Here is a 23434-nt window from a genome sequence, read left to right as displayed (position 1 = left end):
TCAATAAATAGTGATTGAATCATTTTGACTTAATTTCTTATTGATTGATGAAATATTTGAATTTATTGCGTGCACTCGTTACACTATTGAAAACAATTCAATTTAAATTAATTATAACTAAAAGGAGTTCTCAACATGAAAAAATTATTTATATTATCCATATCAGCGATCATGTTAGCATCATGTAGTAATGAATCAAACGAGTCGAAAGAAACTTCTGAAAACACAACTGAGCAATCGACAGAAGAATCTATTAATAAAAATGAAGCATCAAGTGATTCTGAAAAAAATTCAAATGAAGAAGATGCTGATGAAAAAGAAAAAGATGATGACAAAGAGAGTTCATCTGATGACAAAGAAAAAATCAAAGATGCAAAGGCAATTTATGAAAAAATTAAAGAGAAGTCTGCAGCTGTCGATAGTTATACGACAGAAGTGACTACGACAACAATTTCTGGCGAAGAAGAGTTTGTTACAAAGATGAATACTGAAGTTGGTAAAGAAAAGAATTCTATAACTACTTTAGAAATGCAAGGACAACAATTGAAGTTACTTACTTTTGATGATAAATTAGTTGCTGAAATCGAAGGTGGTAATTTCATCGACATTACTGACGATTCAAATTTACCTAAAGGTATTACCGATGTTCAAACTTATGAAGAAGTTGTGGAAGCAAGTGAATATTTGAAAGATGGAGACATAAAGGAAGTTGATGGTAAGTATGAGGTTACTGTTAAATTTGATAATAAAGAAGACTTCAAAAAGATGCTGGATAGTGTAAATAGTGGTATGAAATCTATGGTTGATTCTGCTATGGAGAATATTGAGGATGTTAATGGAGAAGTGAAATATGTTATTAATGATGAGTTTATGTTGGAATCTGCTAATACGGATTCAAAGCTAACAGTTAAACAAGGTGAGGAATCAGTAAAACTTACTTCGAAAAGTGATATTAAATATTCAAATCATGGAGAAGTTGGTTCAATTGAAATTCCTGATAAAGCGAAGAATGCAAAATCAAAAGAACAATTGATGAAAGATCAAGAAAGTTCACCGGAAGAACCTAAAGATTCATCGACTAAAGAAGAAAGTAAAGAAGAAAGTAAGGAAGAAAAAAATAATTAATCGATACAGATGTGTTATTCAATAAGGTTATCTCTAGATAACCTTATTTTATTTTGTGAAAGGGGTTATTGTATGAATATTATTGTGGATGGTGATGCGTGTCCGGTGATTTCAGAAGTAATCGATTGTGCTCAATATCGTAATTGTGTAGTGACGATTGTAAGAAGTTATCATCACTATACAACGTCAGAGTATCCTTCATTTGTCACGATGAAATACGTTGATGATGGACCTGATGCGGTCGATTTTGAAATCGTCAAAAATAGTTTAATGCACGATATCGTGATTACTCAAGACTATGGTTTAGCTTCTCTTTTACTTAATAAAAATGTAATTGTTGTACATCATACGGGATTAATAATTGATCATGATAATATAGATCGATTATTAATCCAACGATATGAAAGTGCGAAAATCAGACGTCAACATCAAAAATCCCGCATAAAGGGGCCTAAGAAGTTAACAACTCAAGATAAAAATATGTTTAAAAAGAAATTGTTACAAATCATTGAGAGATACGAGCATTAATATTGTGTTCAATCAGTTAATTAATATATAATTTGAAAATCTGTAATACAATTTTAATGTAAAAGGTGTGTTGTCTTGATGATTGAGAAACAAAGTGTAAATCGCAAAATGATTACGATCAGTTTATTGATTGGTGCGTTTTTTGCGATTTTAAATGAAACTTTACTAAACATCGCACTCGTTGAGTTGATGGATGTATTTAATATTTCCGCACCAACGGTTCAATGGATGGCAACTGGATTTATGCTCGTGATGGGTGTTGTGATGCCTTTATCTGCGTTGATTATCCAATGGTTTACAACACGACAATTATTTATCGGTGTGTTATCTATCTTTACACTTGGAACATTAATTGCTGGATTAAGCGTTAACTTTCCAATGTTACTAACAGGTCGAATGATTCAGGCCGTTGGGACAGGTTTATTAATACCTGTTGTAATGAATACGATGCTACTCATTTATGAACCGAGTGTGCGTGGCCGTGTGATGGGCTTCTTTGGAATGGTGATCATGTTTGCGCCAGCGCTAGGTCCAACATTATCAGGTGTTATTGTAGATTTGTTTGGCTGGCGCTATTTATTTTTACTCGTTGTACCGTTCACTTTATTTGCTATTTATTTCGGTTATCGATTTCTAGAGAATGTTGGAGAAGTGACCAAGCCTAAGATTGATTGGCTTTCTGTTGGGTTAAGTTCATTTGGGATTTTCTTAATTATCTTTTCATTCTCAAGTATCGGGAATCAACAAGAAGGTGCGTCATTTAATCCATGGTTTATCGCATACATCATTTTAGGGCTTGTAATGTTGGCGTTATTTGTCATAAGGCAATTTAAACTAGATGTACCTATTTTGGATTTCTCAGTATTTAAGTATAAAAATTACAAATACGGTACGATCATTTTTATTATTGTTGTCATGGCGATGATGGCTTCTGAAATCGTGATGCCGATGTATTTACAAGGACCGATGGAATTTAGTGCTAAAATAGCAGGGATTATACTATTACCGGGCGCTTTATTAAATGGATTAATGTCACCTGTTATGGGTGGTATCTTTGATAAATTAGGACCTCGTAAAATGATTATACCAGGTACGATTGTGTTGCTCCTTGTCATGTTCTTCTATAGCACGATTCACCCAGGCATTTCAATGTGGGTATTTATACTCGTTTATATGGTGTTAATGCTAGCCATTTCTGCAACACTTATGCCTGCTAATACGAATGGGATGAATGAGCTACCTGAGTCAATGTATCCGCATGGTACAGCGATTATTAATACGATGCAGCCGATTGCTGGAGCACTTGGTGTGAGTATATTTGTCACGATTATGACGAAAGGTAAAGAACGCGCGTTAGAAGGAATCGCTTCACCGACGACTGAGCAAGTTCATATGGCTATGACCGAAGGAATACATTATTCTTATTATTTCGGCATGGCATTAGTTTTCATTGCTCTATTATGCTCACTAAGATTGACAAGAGCAACGGTATATCAATCTGGTGCAGGTAATACATCGATGGAAACGACATCTATGAATGGGACAAACGATACTTCATCATGATTGAATTGTCTACCGATAATGAATTCTGCAAATCGATCGATGGATTCTATATACATTTCTGTGTAATGAATGAATCCGTCATGGTAATACTGTAATGCGATATATGATGTCGTTCGTATAGCCTCGTCCAATTGTTGATTGATAATATTTAATCTATCATCAGTTAGTATTGGACGAGGTTTTTTAGTTTGCTCATACTGTGTATGTTTTAAGCTTTTAAAGAGCTCAGGCATCGTTGCAAAAGGAGCCCATTTGATCATTTTTCGACCTTTTGGAATATTAGAGTTTAATTGATGAATTGGAAGCATTCGGTAGTCAAGATGATTCATAAAGACACCTCATTTCTGTATGTATATTATACGAACATACGTTCTTTTTTTCAACTATTATTTCGTATTTTATATGTAGAATGTATAATGTAACTAATCACAATTAATACATGGTCATAAAGGAAAGGTGGTACACCAATGACAATGAAAGGTTACTTTGGAACGTATACGAAACGAGACGGTGAAGGGTTTTATCAGTTTGATTTTAATGAAAAAAAAGGCATCATTGAATCGGTAGAAGTCGTAGATTCATTAGCTAATTCAACGTATTTAGCGCATACTGATCAGGCGATATATGCAATTTATAAAGGAGAACACTCAGGGATTGTCGCATATGATAGATCGACGCATAATAAGTTAAATGATTGTTTATATCCGTGTGGCTCTGGATGTTATTTAGCTGTGACGAAAGACCAACGATATGTACTTGAAGCGAGCTATGGTGACGGTGAGTGTAGACTGTATAAGTTAAATGAAGATGGTTCTATCCATGATCGAGTGGATGTCTATAAAGTGAGTGGGAATGGGCCGCATGAACGTCAAGATACGGCGCATACACATTTTTTAGATGAGGCACCAGATGGTTATATTATTGGAGTAGATTTAGGGGCGGATAAACTATTGACGTTTACGATAGAAGATGAGCATTTGAATCTTATTCAATCATTTGATGTCCCAGAAGGTGCAGGTCCACGACATATCGCCTGGAATGCAAATGGGGATATTGCTTATGTATTTACAGAACTATCGAATGAAATCCTTGTTTATCGTTATCGAGAAGGATCTTTTGAAATGATTGAACGTCATTCAACATTACCGGTAGAGTATACAGGGCATTCACAAGGTGCGGCGGTTCGATTGTCTCATGACGGGAAGCATTTATATGCATCGAATAGAGGTCATCAATCGATCGCCATTTTTGGAGTGAATGGGGCAGAGTTGAACTTGATTGATATCGTATCGACTGGTGGGGATTGGCCTCGAGACTTCAATATTACTAAAGATGATCAATATTTAATTGTCGCGCATGAAAAGAGTGATAATGTGACTACGTTTAAGCGTGATGAAGTTACTGGAAGGCTTCAAAAGTTAGAAGATGAAGTACACGTCCCTGAAGCGGTGTGTGTAATGTTTACTTAAAGAATTATGAATAGGACCTAATCAACTCATTTTGATTAGGTCCTATATTTTATCTTTTTTAGTAAATGTATAATGTTAGATTAAGCGTTAAACGCGTTCGTTAACGGTGGTACAATTTGTTTTTTACGTGATACAACATCTTTTAAGAGCGCCTCAGAATCTTCAACTTTAACGTCAAACGCAGCGTCCACTTTGTCTGTTAATCCTTTAGTTAATACAATTGAGTCATTATCAAGAATATTTGTAATGACAAGCATATATAAGTCGTAATTGTCACGCTCGATACGTTCATCGATGTTTTGTAGTAAGTCATCTTTTAATGCTAAGATTTCGACAGGGTCAACAGTGTTGATTTGAGCAATGCGTACAGTATGACCATTTAATTCAAATGATTTGGCATCGTTTCCAACAATATCTGCAGCACTCATTCCGTCAATTGATGCACCTTTTTTCAACATTTCAAACCCGTATGTGTTGATGTCAACGTCAGCAATTTTTGCAAGTTGATTGGCAACTTCAATGTCACGCTCAGTGCATGTTGGTGATTTAAGTAATAATGTATCAGAAATAATGGCTGATAACATTAATCCTGCAATATGTTGAGGGATTTCAACTTGATGTTCTTTGTAAATCGTGTAAAGCACAGTTGCTGTACATCCAACTGGCTCTATTCTCATATAGAGTGGTCCTTCAGTTTCGAAGTTTGACACACGATGGTGGTCAATAACACCGTGTATTGTTAACTCTTTAATATTGACAGCTGATTGTTGAAACTCGTTATGATCGACTAATACAACATCTTGATGGTCAGCTTTCATATCTTCTAGTAATCTTGGAGCTTCAACCTCGAAGTAATCCAATGCATACTGTGTTTCTTGATTAATTTCACCTAAACGAACCGCTTCTGCTTCTTCACCAATCGATTGCTTTAAGTGTGAATATACAATCGCTGAAGTAATTGTATCTGTATCAGGACTTTGATGTCCAAAAACTAATAGTTTTGTCATAGTATCTCTCCTCGAAATTAAAGTCATACAAATCGTACCAAAAATTGTTCTAGAATGAAATTGTTTTATTCATGCTCCATCTTCTTCAATTGAATTTGTTTAATTTTCTCATATGGATAAATCAGTAGTAACAACAATATAATAATGATCAGTATAGAAATGAATGTAAAGTATACTGTATGATTGGACTGTTCGATGACAACCCCGCCAATGTAAGGTGCGAACATGCTTCCGATACTAAAGGCAATACCACATAGTAAATTCCCACTTGGAAGCATGTCTTTCGGTGTGATCTCTGCCATAAAACTCATACCGAGTGAAAACATTGATCCTAATAAAGCGCCAATCACAATAAATAGTAGTAATAATAAAATGGGTGAATGCATGAAAAACTCACCTAAAAACACAACACCCGCTCCAAAAACTAACAAGCAAATCATTAATGATTTACGACTCACAGAATCACTTAACGTACCAATTGGATATTGAAATATAATCGACCCAAGTGAGAACGCCGCAATAATATAAGAAATCCATACAATAGAAACGTCATAATGCAATGCAAAGACTGGAAAGTTACTGCTCAAAGATGATTCTAATATGCCATATAACATCGGAAATAAGAAGGCAATCCAACTCACTTTTAATGTTTCACGGAATTTAATGAAAGTCCTTCTAATCGATTGATATTCATTCATTGTCGCTGGTGCATACTGTCCAATAAACACAACACCAATCCAACTCAATAATGTTAGAACACTTGATACAATGAATGGTAATGCAAGATTGATCTCACTTAGCTGAGTGAGCAAAGGCCCAAGCATGAATCCACCAGAGAAACATAATCCATACAATGAAATATATCGTCCGAGTTTTGGTTTAGGAATAATATGTGTAACCCACGTTTGGGAAGCAAAGTGCAACATATTATCACCGATACCGATGAATAACCTTAAGACAAACCATATCCAAATATTATCTAAAAAAGGGAAAAGTAATAGCGATACGGTGACAATAAATCCACCAGAAACGATTAACTTCATATAACCAAAACGTTGTAATGGAATTTCTATAAATAATGAAGTAACTAAAATTCCTATGTATAAACCTGTTGCATGTAAGCCGTTTAATTCTGCTGGAATACCACGTTGATCAAAAATGATTGAAATGAGTGGTAATAACATGCCTTGTGATAATCCAGAAGTGATCACGGTTAACGACAATATATAGAAGATACGTTTGAAGTGCATAAATAGCCCCCTCTACTAAAGCAATATCTCTTAATATTTTATCACAACTGTGTGATAATAAGGCTATAATAATGATGAAAATAAAAACCACCAGAGGAGCGAAAACAATGAGCAATACACATCATTTTTTACATACAGATTTATACCAAATTAATATGGCAAAAGCTTATTATGATGAAGGCGTGCATCGTCGACGTGCAGTCTTTGACTTATATTTTAGGTCGATGCCATTTGATAACGGGTATGCAATTTTTGTTGGATTAGAGCGTGTGCTCCAATATTTACAAGAGTGGCAGTTAACAGATGAAGATGTCGCATATTTGAAATCATTAAACTATGATGATGACTTCTTAAATGTATTAAAGTCATTAAGATTTAGTGGAGATGTTTATTCAATGTTAGAAGGTGAAGCGTGCTTTAACAATGAACCACTAATACGAGTAGAAGGCCCTTTAATCGAAGTACAACTTGTAGAGACTGCATTATTAAACTTTGTCAATTATCAAACATTAATTGCAACGAAAGCAAGTCGAATTAAACAAGTTACAACGGATAACCAACAATTGATGGAATTCGGTACACGACGAGCGCATGAAATGGATGCTGCCCAGTGGGGCGCAAGAGCCAGTGTCATCGCGGGATTTAATGGAACGAGTAATGTCGAAGCGGCGAAGCGATTCGATTTAGTACCTGTCGGAACACACGCTCATTCATTTGTGCAAGCATATAATGACGAGTATGAGGCATTTAAAGCGTACGCAAGAAGTCATAAAGAATGTGTATTCTTAGTGGATACATTCCATACATTAAAATCAGGTGTTCCAACAGCCATTAAAGTTGCTAATGAATTAAAGGATTCGATTAATTTCAATGGGATTCGATTGGATTCAGGAGATATCGCATATCTCTCTAAAGAATCACGTAAATTGTTAGACGAAGCAGGGTATACAGATACTAAAATTATCGTCAGTAATGACCTTGATGAATATACAATTCAAGACTTAATGCATCAAGGTGCGAAAGTTGATTCATGGGGTATTGGAACGAAATTGATCACAGGCTATGACGATCCAGCACTCGGTGCGGTATACAAATTGACAGCGATTGAGAATGAAGAAGGTCAGTTGGAGGATCGGATTAAGTTATCGAACAATGCGATTAAAGTGTCAACACCAGGACGAAAAGATGTGTATCGAATTATCAATAATGTGACAGGTAAATCAGAAGGTGATTACATCACATTAGCAGATGAAGAGCCAGAAGAAGAACAGATGATTCATTTGTTCCATCCGGTCCATACATTTAAGCAAAAGTTTATTCACGATTTTACAGCAAGACCGTTATTACAACTCGTGATGGAATCAGGACAACGACGTTACGCTAAAGAATCTATTGAAGCAATTCAAGAGAGAGTTAATCATTCATTAGAAGAGCTATGGGATGAATATAAGAGACCGAGCAACCCAGAAGAATACCCTGTCGATCTAAGCGAAGCGTGTTGGGAAAATAAAAATCAAATCATTAAAAATGTTGGTAAATACGTTAAACAAGTGGTGAACAAGAAATGACATTGCAAGATGAAATTATTGAATTACTTCATGTAAAAAAGACTATCGATCCGAAAGAAGAAGCAGAACATATTGTTCAATTTATGATGGATTATGTTAAGTCGCACCCATTCATTAAGTGTTTTGTCCTTGGTATATCTGGTGGACAAGATTCAACATTGCTAGGAAAATTAGCACAACAAGCCGCTGAATTATTAAGAAATGAAGGCTATACAGCACAATTTATTGCAGTAAGATTACCTTATGGTGAGCAAAATGATGCTGAAGATGCTATCGATGCGATTAACTTTATTCAACCAGACCAAACGTTTACAGTAAATATTAAGCCATCTGTCGATGCGACGTATCAATCATTAGAGGATGCTAATGTAGAAATATCAGACTTCACCAAAGGAAATGATAAAGCAAGAGAGCGCATGAAAGTGCAATATGCGATTGCCGCACAACATAATGGTATTGTATTAGGAACAGACCATGCTGCTGAAAATGTAACAGGCTTTTTTACTAAGTTTGGAGACGGTGCTGCAGATATTATTCCATTATTTGGATTAAACAAAAGGCAAGGTAGACAAATATTACAGTATTTAGATGCACCCTATCATTTAAGTCATAAAATACCAGTTGCAGATTTAGAAGAAGAGCGTCCAATGATTTCAGATGAAGAAGCACTTGGAGTTACGTATGATGAGATTGATGATTATTTAGAAGGAAAAGAAATCAATCCATCAGCAAGAAAGGCAATAGAAAAATGGTATAAAAAGACAGAACATAAAAGAGTACTTCCGTATCATCGATTTCATTTACCTGAACAAATGCAGTAAATCAAAATAATATAAAATATAAGATAAATTAATATACAGTGAAAATAAAATGTGATATATTCCACCCACTCAGATGAAAAACGAATCATAAATAATTGCTTATTATTTATTTTTCATAAGGTTTAACAAAATGATAAGAAAGAAGTGGAAAGCATATGCAAGAAATTATGAATCATCCGATCGCGATGATTTTCATCATCTTTGTCGTCAATATCGTTTATGTTACATTTCTAACGATGAGAACGATTATGACATTGAAAGGCTACCGATATGTGGCTGCTGGATTTAGCGTGTTAGAAATCCTCGTCTATGTTATTGGGCTAGGTCTTGTGTTAGATAATTTAGACAACTTCTTTAATGTCATTGCTTATGCATTAGGATTCGGAGTTGGTATTATTGTAGGGCTTAAGATTGAAGAGATGTTAGCGTTAGGATATCTTGTCGTTAATGTGACCATTAGTGGTAAAGAACCTGACATGCCGAACCAATTAAGAAATTTAGGTTACGGTGTAACACACTATTTTGCATACGGACGAGACGGTCAGCGGACGGTAATGCAGATTCTTACGCCCCGTAAATATGAAAGAAAGTTAATGGCAACGATTAAAGAGTTAGATGACAAAGCGTTTATCATTACGTATGAACCAACAAATATTAACGGCGGGTTCTGGGTGAAAGGTGTACGTAGAAAGAGGTTAGCACAGTATGAACCGGAAGAACTATAAAGTTGGTAAAAATCAAAAGATTGAAGATGTATTAAATCAAATGAAAAAAGAAGGTTATACGCCAATTAGAAGAATGGAAAAGCCAGTGTTTATTGAGCGTGATAATGGAGAAGTTGTTGTAGATCATCAAGAAATTGTTTTTGTCGGTCAACGAACTGATTGATATATGATAAATAGTGTACGTGCGCGCAAATCGTTTTTGTGCGCACGTACACTTTGTTTAGAGACCTTTTTTGTCATACATGCGCGCAAATCAATTTTGCGCGCATGTATGGTCACTCTGAAATTTTTATTTGGGATAAGATAAATTTAATTAAAATTATTATTCGAATACAAGAAGTTACTCAGAGATACTAAGTTAAAAAAATTACTATATTTTCATTCATTTTAATAATGATATACTAAATTTGTATTGTTTAATAAGCGATACGATATACATATTAAATTATTCCTAATGAGGAGGATATTTTATGAAAAAGTATTTAATGTTAATTTTAGCAGCAATGATTTCTATTGTAATCGTTGCATGTGGTAATGAATCTACTGAAAAATCTGAGGACAGTGGATCAAAAGAATCATCTGAGACAGCAAAAGAAGGAGAAGACAAGAAATCAGATGAAGGTGAACTTGAAAAGTTACGTGTTCAATTCGTTCCTTCTCAAAATGCTGATACACTTGAAGCAAAAGCGAAGCCGTTAGAAAAATTATTAAAAGAAGAATTAGGTATTGATGCTGAAGTATCAGTATCAACAAACTACAATACAATTGTTGAAGCGATGAAATCAGAAAAAGTAGATGTTGGTTTCCTACCTCCATCAGCTTATACACTTGCTAAAGAGCAAGGTGCTGCTGAAGTACTTTTACAAGCACAACGTTATGGAGTGAGTGATGATGGTTCACCAACAGAAGAATTAGTAGACTTCTATAAATCTCAATTTATCGTCAAGAAAGATTCAGACATTAAAGATCTTAAAGATATGAAAGGTAAGAAAATTGCACTTCAAGATACTACATCAACTGCTGGTTATGTATACCCAGTTGCTGAGCTAAAAGAAGCGGGAATTGATGTGTTGAAAGATATGGAACCTGTAACAGTTAAAGGACATGATCAAGCTGTTATGGCAGTATTGAATGATGATGTAGATGTTGCAGTTACATTCCAAGATGCACGTAATATTGTAAAAGAAGATGCACCAGAAGTATTTGAAAAAACTGAAATAGTAAAATTAACAGAAAAGATTCCTAACGATACAATTTCAGTTCGCCCTGGAGTATCTGATGATATGAAGAAGAAAATTACAGAAGCTTTCATTAACATTGGTAAAGATGAAGAAGGTCAAAAAATTATTAAAGATGTATATTCACATGAAGGATATATCGAATCTGAAGATTCAAACTTTGATGTAGTACGTGACTATTATAAAAAAGTAGATCCAGAGAATAAAGAAAAAGAATAAGTTCATTACAGTGTTTATATAAAATTAAAAAGCTAACCGAAGGGTTAGCTTTTTCTAGGAGAAATAATATGAGTCAGATAGAATTTCATAATGTATCAAAAATATATCCTAACGGCCATATTGGTCTAAAGGATATTAACTTATCAATTGATGAAGGTGAGTTTGTTATTGTTGTCGGATTAAGTGGAGCTGGTAAATCTACTTTGCTTCGCTCGATTAACCGACTTCATGATGTCACTTCGGGTGATATTATAATTAGTGGTGAATCTATTACGAAAGCGAAAGGGAAAAAGCTTTTAGAAATAAGAAGAAATATTGGCATGATATTTCAAACATTTAACTTAGTAAAGAGATCTTCTGTTTTGAAGAATGTCTTAAGCGGTCGTGTTGGCTATCATTCAACATGGAAAATGATTCTCGGTTTATTTCCGAAGAAGGATAAAATTATTGCACTTGAAGCATTAGATAGAGTGAATATATTAGAAAAAGCCCATGATCGGGCCGATAGCTTAAGTGGAGGTCAACAACAGCGTGTCAGTATTGCGAGAGCATTAAGTCAACAGCCTAAAATTATTCTAGCGGATGAACCGACAGCATCATTAGACCCTAAGACAACTAGGCAGGTTATGAATGATTTAAAGCGTATCAACGAAGATATGGGTATCACAATTATAATTAATCTTCATTTTATCGACTTAGCATTAGAGTACGGTGAAAGAATTATAGGAATGCGAGATGGGAAAGTTGTCTATGATGACCTAAAAGTGAATACATCTGAAGAAGATTTCGAAACAATTTATGGTCGTTCGATTGAATCATCAGAAACGTTAGGAGACAATTCTCATGAGTAACGAGCGTATTGAGTCTCAACTGAATCGAAAGAAGAACTATAAAAGTGTATTTACTATCCTCTTTGTATTACTTTGTGCTTATTTAAGTGCCCGTGCAACAGAGTTTCAATTCAGTACATTAGTCATGGGTGCTACAGAAATGCAAAATTTAATTATTGAAATGTGGCCACCTGATATGAACCATTTTAAAGAAGTGACAGAGCCAATGTTAGATACGATTCGTATGGCTGTATTAGGAACAACTACAGGATCGATTTTAGCATTACCAGTTGCATTTTTATGTGCGAGTAATGTATTCAAGTCTCATTGGGTATTTATACCCATTAGAATAATATTGAATGTTATCCGTACAATACCCGACCTATTGCTTGCCTCTTTATTTGTTGCTATTTTTGGAATTGGTGAGTTTTCAGGGATTCTTGCGCTATCAGTTTTATCATTTGGTATTGTTGCAAAACTATTTTATGAATCATTGGAAGGAATAGATCCTGGACCATTAGAAGCAATGACTGCAGTAGGTGCGAACAAGGCAAAGTGGATTACATATGGTGTTGTTCCACAATCTATTGCAGCATACTTTAACTACGTCTTATTTACATTTGAAATAAACATTAGAGCGGCAGCTGTTTTAGGTTTAGTTGGTGCAGGTGGTATAGGATTGTACTATGATCAAGCATTAGGTTACTTTGATTATCCTAAAGTAACGACTTTAATTATATACACGCTTGTTATCGTGATGGTGATTGATTTTGTAAGTAAGCGTGTGAGGAGGTATTTCATATGAGGAACTTGGATCAATATATGAAACCTCAAGTGACAATGACTCAACGATTGAAGTGGATTACAATAGCGATTATAGTCATTGCAATATATTTATGGGCAATATTGGGACTTGATGAGATTAATATTAAAGAGAATGCAATCCCAACGATGCAATCTATGTTAGATGGGCTAATGAATCCGGATTTAGATTACATATATGATCCAGAAGGTGAAGATCTTTTGAGGATGCTTCTACAAACATTAGCAATCGCATTTTTAGGTACATTTATTTCTGCAATTTTATGCATTCCGTTTGGCTTTTTAGCGGCATACAATATTACTCAAAATAAATATATCGCAGAAGCGAATAAATTTATATTAAGTTTTATACGTGTATTTCCAGAAATTATTATGGCTTTAATATTTATTAAAGCAGTTGGACCTGGTGCATTTGCCGGTGTACTTGCAGTTGGAGTCAACTCAATAGGAATGCTTGGAAAATTATTTTCAGATGACATTGAGAATCTTGATATGGGTGCAACTGAAGCTTTAAAATCAGCAGGAGCCAATCGATTTAAAAGTATTATTTTTGCTGTGGTACCTCAAGTACTACCTGCTTACCTATCATTTGTACTCTATCGTTTTGAGATTAACTTGAGAAGTGCATCTATATTAGGTTTAATTGGTGCTGGTGGGATTGGAACACCGTTAATATTTGCACTACAAATGCGAGATTGGAACAGAGTCGCTATTATTTTAATTGGAATAATTATTTTAGTGATTACAGTTGATATGATATCAAGCTATATACGAAAAAAACTTGTCTAAACAAAGTGTACATGCTCGCAAATTGTTTTTGCGAGCATGTAAAAAATATTATCATTTTCAAAAAAATTAACGAACATTCACTAAAAATTATTGTGAAATGTTCGTTTTTTAATGAATAAACTTCAAATAATTGATATACTATAATCGATATAAAATAATTGGAGGTCTGTACATGATATCACGTTATTCTAGAGAAGAGATGGAGAACATTTGGAGTGAAGAGAATAGGTTCAAAGCATGGCTAGAAGTTGAAATTCTAGCCTGTGAGGCTTGGGTTGAAGAGGGGCATATACCTAGTGAAGATGTGAAAAAAATTAGAGAGAATGCTTCGATTGATGTCGATCGCATTAAAGAGATTGAAGCGTCTACTCGTCACGATGTCGTGGCTTTTACACGTCAAGTGTCTGAAACTTTAGGTGACGAGAAAAAGTGGGTTCACTATGGTTTAACATCAACAGATGTTGTAGATACAGCGTTAAGCTATTTAATCAAACAAGCAAATGATATCATCGAAGACGATTTAGAACGTTTTATCGAAGTGATTAAAAACAAAGCCATCGAACATAAAACGACATTGATGATGGGTAGAACGCATGGTGTCCATGCCGAACCGACAACATTCGGAATTAAAATGGCATTATGGTATATGGAAATGAAACGTAATTTAGAGCGTTTCAAACGTGTTCGTAAAGAAATCGAAGTTGGAAAGATGAGTGGAGCTGTTGGAACGTTTGCTAATATTCCACCAAGTATTGAAGCGTATGTATGTAAAGAATTAGGGTTAGATACAGCAGAAGTATCAACTCAAACATTACAACGAGATCGTCATGCGTATTACATTGCAACTTTATCCCTCATCGCAACGTCGATAGAGAAATTTGCTGTAGAAGTTCGAGGCTTACAAAAAACTGAAACGCGTGAAGTTGAAGAAGCATTCGGTAAAGGTCAAAAAGGATCATCTGCAATGCCGCATAAACGTAATCCTGTAGGTTCTGAAAATGTTACAGGGATTGCACGTGTCATTCGTGGTTACTTAACAACAGCATATGAGAATGTACCGTTATGGCATGAACGTGATATTTCACATTCATCTGCTGAACGTATTATGTTACCTGATGTGACAATCGCACTAGATTATATGATGAATCGCTTCACAAATATTTTAGATAACTTAACAGTATTCGAAGAAAATATGAAAGAAAACATGAATAAGACGTTTGGTCTAATTTATTCACAACGTGTCATGCTCGCTTTAATTGACAAAGGATTAGTTCGTGAAGAAGCTTACGACTTAGTACAGCCTAAAGCAATGAAATCATGGGAAACTAAAGTACCGTTTAGAGAATTAGTTGAGCAAGATTCTGATATTACAAAACATTTATCTCAATCTGAATTAGATGAATGCTTTAATGAAAACCATCATTTAAAAGAAGTTGACACAATATTTGAACGTGCTGGAATACAATAAAGTATTAAAAATTTATAAACATACCAAAGTTGTACCGTTATATTTTAACCACTTACATTTATTTTATTTGTAAGTGGTTTTTCATCTGTTTTAGATTAATTACATTCAATTTCATGATAAAATGATAATAGTAAATATTTTGTAAAGGTGTTTGATTGAATGAGATTCAAACTGATGTCTATACTTTCTTTTGTCCTACTCACAACAGGCTGTGAAAATGATACTCAGCAATACTCTTTGAAAGAAATTGATGACCGTGCTAAACAACAAGTTTCTGATGAAAATAATCACTCTGAACTGTTATTAGATGAGCAGTCAACGCGTTCGACTGAACAAGTTAAAGAAGAAATAGCAACAACGGAGAAACCAACGACAGAAGCGCCGACGACAGAAAAGCCGACCACTGAGGAACCGTCTTCAGAATCATCACGTGATGGTCAAGTAGAGTATAAAGATGGTATACCGTATGTTGGAGGTCATATTATCGTCAACAAAGATTATAAGTTGCCAGCAGACTATAATCCCGGTTTAAGTCATGAAGCGAAAAAGCAGTTTGATAAAATGCAACAAAATGCACTAAGTGAAGGCTATCAGTTGATCATTGTAAGTGAATTTAGATCATATACATATCAACAGAATTTATATCAAAATTACATTCAACAACATGGCAAACAAGCAGCAGATCGATTTAGTGCACCGCCGGGCCATTCGGAACACCAAACAGGGCTTGCAATTGACGTTGCAACACCGGAAAGTGCACAAAATAGTATGACGTCGTTTGGTCAAACGAAAGCGTCGGATTGGGTTAAAGTGAACGCCCATCGATATGGTTTTATTGTGAGATATCCTAAAGGAAAAGAGCATATTACTGGATATATGTATGAGCCTTGGCACTTAAGATATTTGAATATCGATGATGCGACTAAAATATATAAATCTAAATTAACAATGGAAGAGTACTATAATTTGAAATAAGTCTTCATATAGATATTAGATAGAGGAATAAAGGATGATTGGATGAATTTAAAAGATTATCAACATATTTTTAAACTTGACCCTGCAAAAGAGATTTCAGATGATGAATTAATGCAAATTTGTGAAAGTGGTACAGATGCAGTGATTATCGGTGGCTCAGATGATGTGACAGAAGATAATGTCTTAAACTTAATGAGTAGAGTAAGACGTTATGCTGTCGATTGTATTCAAGAACCGAATGATGTTGAAGTGGCAACATTAGGATTTGATGGCTATATTTTTCCATATATGATTCAATCAAAAGAAGTACAATTTCATACAGGATATTTATTCGAAGGGATTCGGTCATATGGTCATATGATCGATTATTCATCTATTCAATGGGTTCCATATATCGTGACGAATGATAAAGCTAAAGTTTTTCATGCCGCAAAGTGTCACACTGTAGTCCAAGATGTTGATTTGCTTTCATATATAGATATTTTGGATAAGGTAATGAAGAGTCCGTATATATACATTGAACATAGTGGAGATCTTATAGACATTGAACGGTTAAAGATGATTAAAGAGCAAGTAACTCATAGCCATATTATTTATGGTGGTGGTATTACAAATGAGCGCATTGCCAAAGAAGTCATGCAGTATGTTGATACAATCATTGTCGGAAATGGAGTATATGAAGATATAAAGTCGGCATTGAAAACCGTTAAAGTCATAAAATCAAAGTGAATTCACAGACAAAACTTATCAATTAAAGGATGGTCATAAATGGAACAATACGTAAGACATATGAATGAAGAACAAAGACAAGCAGTACTGACAACAGAAGGACCTTTATTAATTATGGCTGGTGCTGGGTCTGGGAAAACAAGAGTACTGACACATCGCATTGCTTATTTACTTGGTGAAAAAGAAGTGAATCCATACAATATATTGGCCATCACCTTTACGAACAAAGCCGCAGAAGAGATGAAGCAACGTGTGACAAAGCTTGTTGGAGAAGCCGGTAAAGATGTATTTGTCGCAACATTCCATGCGATGTGTGTCCGAATTTTAAGACGCGATATCGATAAAATTGGCTATGAAAGAAACTTCACAATTATTGACCCAAATGATCAGAAAAGTGTCATGAAAGACGTCTTCAAAGAAGAAAACATAGATAGCAAAAAATTTGAGCCAAGAACTGTTCTTCAAACGATATCGAATTTAAAAAATGATCTCATTACACCTGATGAGTATAAAAAGCAAGTTGAGTCTTACTACGATGAAATCGTATCTAGATGTTATGAGCGTTATCAAAAGAAATTACATCGAAATCAATCATTAGATTTCGATGATTTAATTATGGTGACGATTGAATTATTCACTAGGGATGAAGATACATTAGGCTATTATCAGAATAAATTCCAATATATTCATGTCGATGAATATCAAGATACGAATGAAGCGCAGTATAAACTCATTCAACTGTTAAGTAAACGTCACAAAAATTTATGTGTCGTAGGAGATTCAGATCAATCTATTTACGGATGGCGTGGTGCGAATATTGAGAATATCCTTAACTTCGAAAACGATTATTCGAATTGCAAAACTATCTACCTAGAACAAAACTATCGCTCGACAAAAAATATATTGAATGCAGCAAATGAAGTGATTCGACATAACACAACACGTAAACCAAAAGCACTATGGACTGAAAGTGAATATGGAGAGAAAGTCGGATATTATAAAGCAAGTTCAGAAAGAGACGAAGCGGAGTTTGCAATTCGTGAAATGATTAAGTTAACAGAAGACGGATATGATTATAATGATATCGCTGTACTTTACCGTACTGGTGCGCAGTCGAGAGTTTTTGAAGAAATGTTTATGAAATCTAACATTCCATATAAAATGGTCGGAGGAACGAAGTTTTACGACCGTATGGAAATCAAAGATTTACTTGCATACTTAAGACTTGCTGAAAACCCACATGATGATATTAGTTTTGCACGTGTAGTGAATACACCGAAGCGTGGCATAGGCAAAACGAGCGTTGATAAATTGCAACAGCATGCTTTAATCCATGACATTTCACTGCTTAATGCATGTAGTGATGCAGATTTTATCGGCGTAAGTAAGAAGGCGACTTCCGCATTGATTCAATTCGTTGACATGATTCAATCATTTAATCGATATAGTCAATCCCATACAGTACAACAAACTGTTGAATATATCATCGAAGTCACACAATATTATGAAATGCTCGCTAAAGACAAACCGATAGAGGCTCAATCAAGACGTGAAAATATCGAAGAATTTTTGACCGTTGCGAAAGAATTTGATGAAGCAAATGAGGAGGAGTCACTGACTGACTTTTTAACAGAGTTATCTTTATCTTCAGCGCAAGATGAAGTTGATGAAGAGAGCGAAGTGACGATGATGACAATGCATGCAGCGAAAGGATTAGAATTTAAAGTGGTATTCGTTGTCGGAGTAGAAGAAGGGTTATTCCCACATCGTAGAGCGTTATTTGAAGATAGTGAGATGGAAGAGGAAAGACGTTTAATGTATGTCGCCATCACACGTGCAGAAGAACAATTGTACTTAACACATGCATCGAGCCGAACGATTTATGGTAAGACTCAAATGAACAAGAGATCAAGGTTTCTTGATGAAATTCCAGAAGATTTGTTAGAAAGTTATAATGCCTCAACGAGACCTAGCTATAAATCAAAGGATAATAATTCTGCGACATCAATTTTTCAACAACCTAAGCGTCGTAGCGTAAGACCAACACCAAATCAAAACGTTAACTTTAATATTGGCGATAAAGTTCAACATAAATCATTTGGACAAGGTTTAGTTAGTAATATTAAACAAAAGAAGGGTCAAACAGAATTAGATATTGTGTTTGATAAAGTAGGTCCAAAAAGATTAATTGCAGAGTTTGCACCAATCGAAAGGGTAGAGAAATAATGACTGTAGAAGCACGAATCAAATCATTACAAAAAAAATTAAACCAATACAATTATGAATATCATGTGCTTGACCAACCGACGATTGAAGATAGTGAATACGATGCACTGCTTCGTGAATTAATCGAATTAGAGCAACAACATCCGGAATTCAAAACCGACGATTCACCGACCGTTAGAGTTGGAGGAGTAGTGTTAGATAAGTTCGAAAAAGTTAAACATGATACACCAATGTTAAGTTTAGGTAATGCATTTAATGAAGAAGATCTACGTGCATTCGACCATCGGATTACACAAGCTGTGGGCTCAGTTCAATATATGTGTGAATTGAAGATTGATGGGCTCGCAGTATCACTAAAGTATGAAGATGGTAAGTTCATTCAGGGATTAACACGTGGCGATGGTACAACAGGTGAGAATATTACAGAGAACTTAAAAACAATCCACAATATACGGTTATCTATTGAAGAACCATTGTCATTTGAAGTCCGTGGAGAAGCTTTTATGAGTAAGGATGTCTTTAAATCATTAAATGAATCACGTGAAAGTGAAGGATTAGATACATTCAAGAACCCTAGAAATAGTGCGGCTGGAAGCTTAAGACAATTAGATTCAAGGCTTGCGAGTAAACGAAAGTTAGATATTTTCTTATATAGCGTCAATGATTTAACAGAGATTAATGCATCAACTCAACACGAAGCCCTGTCACGTTTAGATACATTGAAGTTCAAAACAAACCAAGAAAGATCGCTAAAAGATAATATAGAAGGTGTATTGGATTATATAAAATATTGGACTGAACATCGTCATGATTTACGATACGAAATTGATGGTATTGTCATCAAAGTGAATGACTTAGAACAACAACAACAACTGGGATTTACTGAGAAATCACCACGTTGGGCGATTGCGTATAAATTTCCAGCTGAAGAAGTCGAAACCTATTTACATGATGTAGAACTATCAATTGGTAGAACGGGGGTCGTCACACCAACGGCAATTTTAGAACCCGTTGAAGTACAAGGGACTGTTGTGAGTAGAGCTTCCCTTCATAATGAAGATTTAATCCATGACAAAGACATTCGCGTAGGTGATTATGTCATCATCAAGAAGGCTGGTGATATTATTCCTGAAGTTGTTAGACCTATATTAGAAAAGCGTGACGATACTCTTCAAAAATATAAGATGCCGACGCATTGTCCAAGCTGTGAACACGAACTCATTAGGGTAGCTGGTGAAGTTGCATTAAGATGCATTAATCCGAAGTGTCCTGCTCAATTAAAAGAAGGTTTGAAACACTTCGTTTCACGAACAGCAATGAATATTGACGGATTAGGAGATAAAATTATCGATCAGTTTTATGATGAATCTCTTATATCAGATGTCGCTGATCTATACTATTTAAATAAAGAGGATTTAATTCAACTCGAACGAATGGGGGTCAAAAAAGCAACAAATATATTGAATGCTATTGAACAAAGCAAACATAATTCGTTAGAAAAGCTACTCCATGGACTTGGTATTAGACACCTTGGCGGTAAAGCAAGTCATAGTGTTGCAAAGCATTTCAAGAATATAGATATGCTCATGGAAGCTACTGAAGAGGAAATTATAAATATTGATGATATAGGTGAAATTACTGCACAATCTATAGTACAATATTTAGATAATGAAGATATTCATCATTTAATCGAAAAGTTCAAAGCTAAAGGCGTCAATATGGACTATTTAAATGATGAAAGTCTAGTATCAAGTAAACTAGAAGGACAAACTTTCGTACTGACAGGCAAACTTGAACAATTAACAAGAGATGAGGCGAAAGAACAACTGACACAATTAGGAGCGAAAGTTACAGGTTCTGTAAGTCGGAATACAGATGTGTTAGTCGCTGGAGTTGATGCCGGTAGTAAACTCGATAAAGCGAAATCGCTAGGTATTACGATATGGGATGAAGCGCAACTATTGAATGAATTACAAGAATAGAGGTTAAGATATGAAGAAGATTTTGTTGATACTGACAACAACATTACTCCTTACAGCATGTGCTAATACGAATGATCAAGACGAGAAGGTGGACGATAAAGAAGTCACGAAAGAAGAACAGAAAAGAACGACAAAAGTTCAAATTTCTAAGGATTATTATCGCCATTTATTACCATTTGAACCGACAGATACAAGAGGATTAACGAGTAGTAACATGGTATCTTCGTATAACGCTGAACATTTTGAGAAAGGATTACTGACCATTAGTCAAAAAAATTTCAACCCGAATGATTATCTTTACTCAGAAGGCGAAGTGTTGAATAAAGACATCATCGAAGGCTACTTGAATCCTAAATATACTAAATCAGAAATTAAAGAGATGTCTGATAGTGAGAAAGAAGAAAAAAGAGCATTCGCTAATTTAGGACTGAATCCATCTCACAAAGGTGAAGACGATCCAGAGAAAATTGCAGAAAATTCTCCAACATATTTGGCACATATCCTAGAACAGGACTTCTATATTGAAACCGATGCAAAGAATAACAAACTGAGTGGAATGACACTTGGACTCGCGATGAATAGTGTTCACTACTATCAAAAGGAAAAAAACGGCCCAATTCTTTCAAAAAACTTAGATGAAGATAAAGTGATTAAAGAAGGACAAAAAATGGCACAAGAAATATTAAATCGAATTCGAGTGAATGACCAAGTGAATGATATTCCAATTACATTCGCGATTTATGTTCAATCAACGGATACATCATTGTCACCTGGTGAATTCGTGAAATATGCGCATGTGAGTAAAAAGAGTAAAAAAATTGGGAAATGGGAAAATGTTGATCAACAATTTGTAACTGTTCCAACGAATGAAGCAGCAAAACTTGATAAAAATATAAATGAAAATTATAAACGATTCAATCAAGACTTGAAAGATTTCTTCCCGAACTATACGACATCAATCGGACTGTTAGAAGTGAAAGACGGTAAAGCTGAAGAATTGAAGATTGATATACCAATGGATTACTACGGTCAATCAGAAGTCGTTGCATTAACCCAATTCGTAGGAGACTTATTAAATAAATATTTTAGTAGTGTACCAAACATCGAATTAATCATCTCAGATAATCAGAAACCGAAAGCAACAATCATTAAAGAAGCAGGTGAGGAAGAGCCGTTTATTCATATTTTTGAGTAGATATTTTTGAATACGGTGTAAATAATGACTTTTAACTAAAAATGAAATAAGTGAGCAAATTATTAAAGATGTAATATCACAAAATCTAATATTTATTTTACTTAAAATCTTTAATACATTAAAAAAAGCAGACACTAGTCTGCTTTTTTTATATCATTATAACCATTTTTATACAGAAAATTATATTATGTTAAAATGAAGTTGAAGATTTGGTTTCAATAACATTAAAGGGGAAATTTCAATGGGAATTTTTGATTCAATTCAAGAACATGGTATTACTAGCATCGTAGTTGCTATTGTTTTGATAGGGATAAATTTATATATGACTAATCGTATGCAAAATAGGAGTATTAAAATTGAAACGATTACTAAAGAAAGAAATTTAAATATAGAAAAGGTTAGAGGTTTAATGGCGGATAACTTATCTTCAGCACATAAAGTGAGAAGTCACGTGAGTAAGTTGTGTTCATGTCAGAAAAAATATAATCAAAATCCTGAAGAACATAAAGAAGAACGTATTCAACTAGAAAGTGAATATTATGAATTGATTGCAGAACATTCACATCTGTATAATTTACTCTCCTTATATTTATTGTCTATAGACCCGCTTGTGGATACTAAGAAAATTAATGAGCGTTATACAGAATTAAGCAATGTGATTAAGATAAACATTAAAGAATGTGTTGGAAAGATTGATGATGAGACATTGGACGAACAAGTTATAAATAAAAATTTAAAAAAATATAAAGAAGACTATAATTATTTTATGAAAAATATTATCAAAGAATCATCAGTATTTATAAAGCAATGGCTCGAAGAAAGTTATATTGAAGTTATAGGGAAAAAGAGATATACGAAATTAAAGAAGAAATAAATAGGATGAATATAAATTAATTCAATAGACA

At 34.5% G+C, this 23434-nt stretch carries 22 protein-coding genes; 19 read left to right on the top strand and 3 right to left on the bottom strand.

Annotation, left to right across the window (positions count from 1 at the left end):
- The first annotated feature begins 135 nt into the window (after window positions 1–135).
- From EDD62_RS07495 to EDD62_RS07485, 3 genes are all read left to right on the top strand, one after another.
- Window positions 136–1125, top strand: coding sequence for a DUF6612 family protein (locus tag EDD62_RS07495; protein WP_123808243.1), 990 nt, complete (start codon window positions 136–138; stop codon window positions 1123–1125).
- Window positions 1126–1197: 72 nt separating this feature from the next.
- Complete coding sequence (locus EDD62_RS07490) at window positions 1198–1653, top strand: YaiI/YqxD family protein (RefSeq protein WP_077139868.1); 456 nt, start codon at window positions 1198–1200, stop codon at window positions 1651–1653.
- A 78-nt stretch (window positions 1654–1731) separates the two neighbouring features.
- Entirely contained in the window at window positions 1732–3216 is a 1485-nt protein-coding gene (locus EDD62_RS07485) for an MDR family MFS transporter (protein ID WP_123808241.1), read from the top strand.
- Here the strand turns inward: EDD62_RS07485 and EDD62_RS07480 are convergent.
- Window positions 3147–3545 (bottom strand): YolD-like family protein, encoded by a 399-nt coding sequence (locus tag EDD62_RS07480; protein WP_123808239.1) that lies wholly within the window; start codon window positions 3543–3545, stop codon window positions 3147–3149. The genes EDD62_RS07485 and EDD62_RS07480 overlap by 70 nt on opposite strands.
- Window positions 3546–3683: 138 nt before the next feature.
- Here EDD62_RS07480 and EDD62_RS07475 point away from each other — a divergent pair, with 138 nt between their 5' ends.
- A complete protein-coding gene (locus EDD62_RS07475; protein ID WP_123808237.1) occupies window positions 3684–4685 on the top strand; it encodes a lactonase family protein in 1002 nt (333 codons plus the stop codon).
- A gap of 80 nt (window positions 4686–4765) precedes the next feature.
- On the opposite strand, the gene EDD62_RS07470 is transcribed toward EDD62_RS07475, so the two are convergent.
- Both EDD62_RS07470 and EDD62_RS07465 read right to left on the bottom strand, forming a co-directional pair.
- The gene (locus EDD62_RS07470; RefSeq protein ID WP_123808235.1) at window positions 4766–5692 is read right to left on the bottom strand and encodes a manganese-dependent inorganic pyrophosphatase; all 927 of its coding nucleotides are present in this window, start codon (window positions 5690–5692) and stop codon (window positions 4766–4768) included.
- Window positions 5693–5757: 65 nt separating this feature from the next.
- A complete protein-coding gene (locus tag EDD62_RS07465) occupies window positions 5758–6942 on the bottom strand; it encodes an MFS transporter (protein ID WP_123808233.1) in 1185 nt (394 codons plus the stop codon).
- A gap of 107 nt (window positions 6943–7049) precedes the next feature.
- Here EDD62_RS07465 and EDD62_RS07460 point away from each other — a divergent pair, with 107 nt between their 5' ends.
- The 15 genes from EDD62_RS07460 to EDD62_RS07390 all read left to right on the top strand — a co-directional run bounded on the left by EDD62_RS07460 (window position 7050) and on the right by EDD62_RS07390 (window position 23403).
- Window positions 7050–8510 (top strand): nicotinate phosphoribosyltransferase, encoded by a 1461-nt coding sequence (locus EDD62_RS07460; RefSeq protein WP_170152806.1) that lies wholly within the window; start codon window positions 7050–7052, stop codon window positions 8508–8510.
- Window positions 8507–9331 (top strand): ammonia-dependent NAD(+) synthetase, encoded by an 825-nt coding sequence (gene nadE / locus EDD62_RS07455; RefSeq protein ID WP_077139874.1) that lies wholly within the window; start codon window positions 8507–8509, stop codon window positions 9329–9331. Before EDD62_RS07460 ends, nadE begins: the two co-directional genes overlap by 4 nt.
- A gap of 155 nt (window positions 9332–9486) precedes the next feature.
- Entirely contained in the window at window positions 9487–10056 is a 570-nt protein-coding gene (locus tag EDD62_RS07450) for a DUF2179 domain-containing protein (protein ID WP_077139875.1), read from the top strand.
- Window positions 10037–10219: an NETI motif-containing protein gene (locus EDD62_RS07445; RefSeq protein ID WP_123808229.1), complete on the top strand. Its 183-nt coding sequence runs from the start codon at window positions 10037–10039 to the stop codon at window positions 10217–10219. Before EDD62_RS07450 ends, EDD62_RS07445 begins: the two co-directional genes overlap by 20 nt.
- A gap of 307 nt (window positions 10220–10526) precedes the next feature.
- The gene (locus tag EDD62_RS07440) at window positions 10527–11513 is read left to right on the top strand and encodes a phosphate/phosphite/phosphonate ABC transporter substrate-binding protein (protein ID WP_077139877.1); all 987 of its coding nucleotides are present in this window, start codon (window positions 10527–10529) and stop codon (window positions 11511–11513) included.
- 68 nt (window positions 11514–11581) lie between these two features.
- Window positions 11582–12364: a phosphonate ABC transporter ATP-binding protein gene (gene phnC, locus EDD62_RS07435; protein ID WP_123808226.1), complete on the top strand. Its 783-nt coding sequence runs from the start codon at window positions 11582–11584 to the stop codon at window positions 12362–12364.
- Entirely contained in the window at window positions 12357–13148 is a 792-nt protein-coding gene (phnE, locus tag EDD62_RS07430; RefSeq protein ID WP_077139879.1) for a phosphonate ABC transporter, permease protein PhnE, read from the top strand. The genes phnC and phnE (EDD62_RS07430) overlap by 8 nt, the downstream gene beginning before the upstream one ends.
- The gene (phnE, locus tag EDD62_RS07425) at window positions 13145–13954 is read left to right on the top strand and encodes a phosphonate ABC transporter, permease protein PhnE (RefSeq protein WP_077139880.1); all 810 of its coding nucleotides are present in this window, start codon (window positions 13145–13147) and stop codon (window positions 13952–13954) included. The genes phnE (EDD62_RS07430) and phnE (EDD62_RS07425) overlap by 4 nt, the downstream gene beginning before the upstream one ends.
- Window positions 13955–14126: 172 nt before the next feature.
- Entirely contained in the window at window positions 14127–15422 is a 1296-nt protein-coding gene (gene purB, locus EDD62_RS07420; RefSeq protein WP_123808225.1) for an adenylosuccinate lyase, read from the top strand.
- Between the two features lie 159 nt (window positions 15423–15581).
- Window positions 15582–16397, top strand: a complete 816-nt coding sequence (locus EDD62_RS07415; RefSeq protein WP_123808223.1) for a M15 family metallopeptidase — start codon at window positions 15582–15584, stop codon at window positions 16395–16397.
- A 42-nt stretch (window positions 16398–16439) separates the two neighbouring features.
- Complete coding sequence (locus EDD62_RS07410; RefSeq protein ID WP_123808221.1) at window positions 16440–17126, top strand: geranylgeranylglyceryl/heptaprenylglyceryl phosphate synthase; 687 nt, start codon at window positions 16440–16442, stop codon at window positions 17124–17126.
- Between the two features lie 39 nt (window positions 17127–17165).
- Entirely contained in the window at window positions 17166–19352 is a 2187-nt protein-coding gene (pcrA, locus tag EDD62_RS07405) for a DNA helicase PcrA (RefSeq protein WP_123808219.1), read from the top strand.
- Window positions 19349–21334, top strand: coding sequence for an NAD-dependent DNA ligase LigA (gene ligA / locus EDD62_RS07400; protein WP_170152809.1), 1986 nt, complete (start codon window positions 19349–19351; stop codon window positions 21332–21334). The genes pcrA and ligA overlap by 4 nt, the downstream gene beginning before the upstream one ends.
- 10 nt (window positions 21335–21344) lie before the next feature.
- Entirely contained in the window at window positions 21345–22529 is a 1185-nt protein-coding gene (locus EDD62_RS07395; RefSeq protein WP_123808215.1) for a CamS family sex pheromone protein, read from the top strand.
- Between the two features lie 241 nt (window positions 22530–22770).
- Window positions 22771–23403 carry a hypothetical protein gene (locus EDD62_RS07390; RefSeq protein WP_123808213.1) on the top strand — a complete coding sequence of 211 codons (633 nt, stop codon included), beginning with the start codon at window positions 22771–22773 and terminating at the stop codon, window positions 23401–23403.
- Window positions 23404–23434 lie beyond the last annotated feature (31 nt).

The sequence above is a fragment of the Abyssicoccus albus genome (assembly GCF_003815035.1).
Taxonomy (GTDB): Bacteria; Bacillota; Bacilli; order Staphylococcales; family Abyssicoccaceae; genus Abyssicoccus; species Abyssicoccus albus.
The sequence above is the reverse complement of the archived record's forward strand: the minus strand, read 5'-3'. Positions and strand labels throughout refer to the sequence as shown.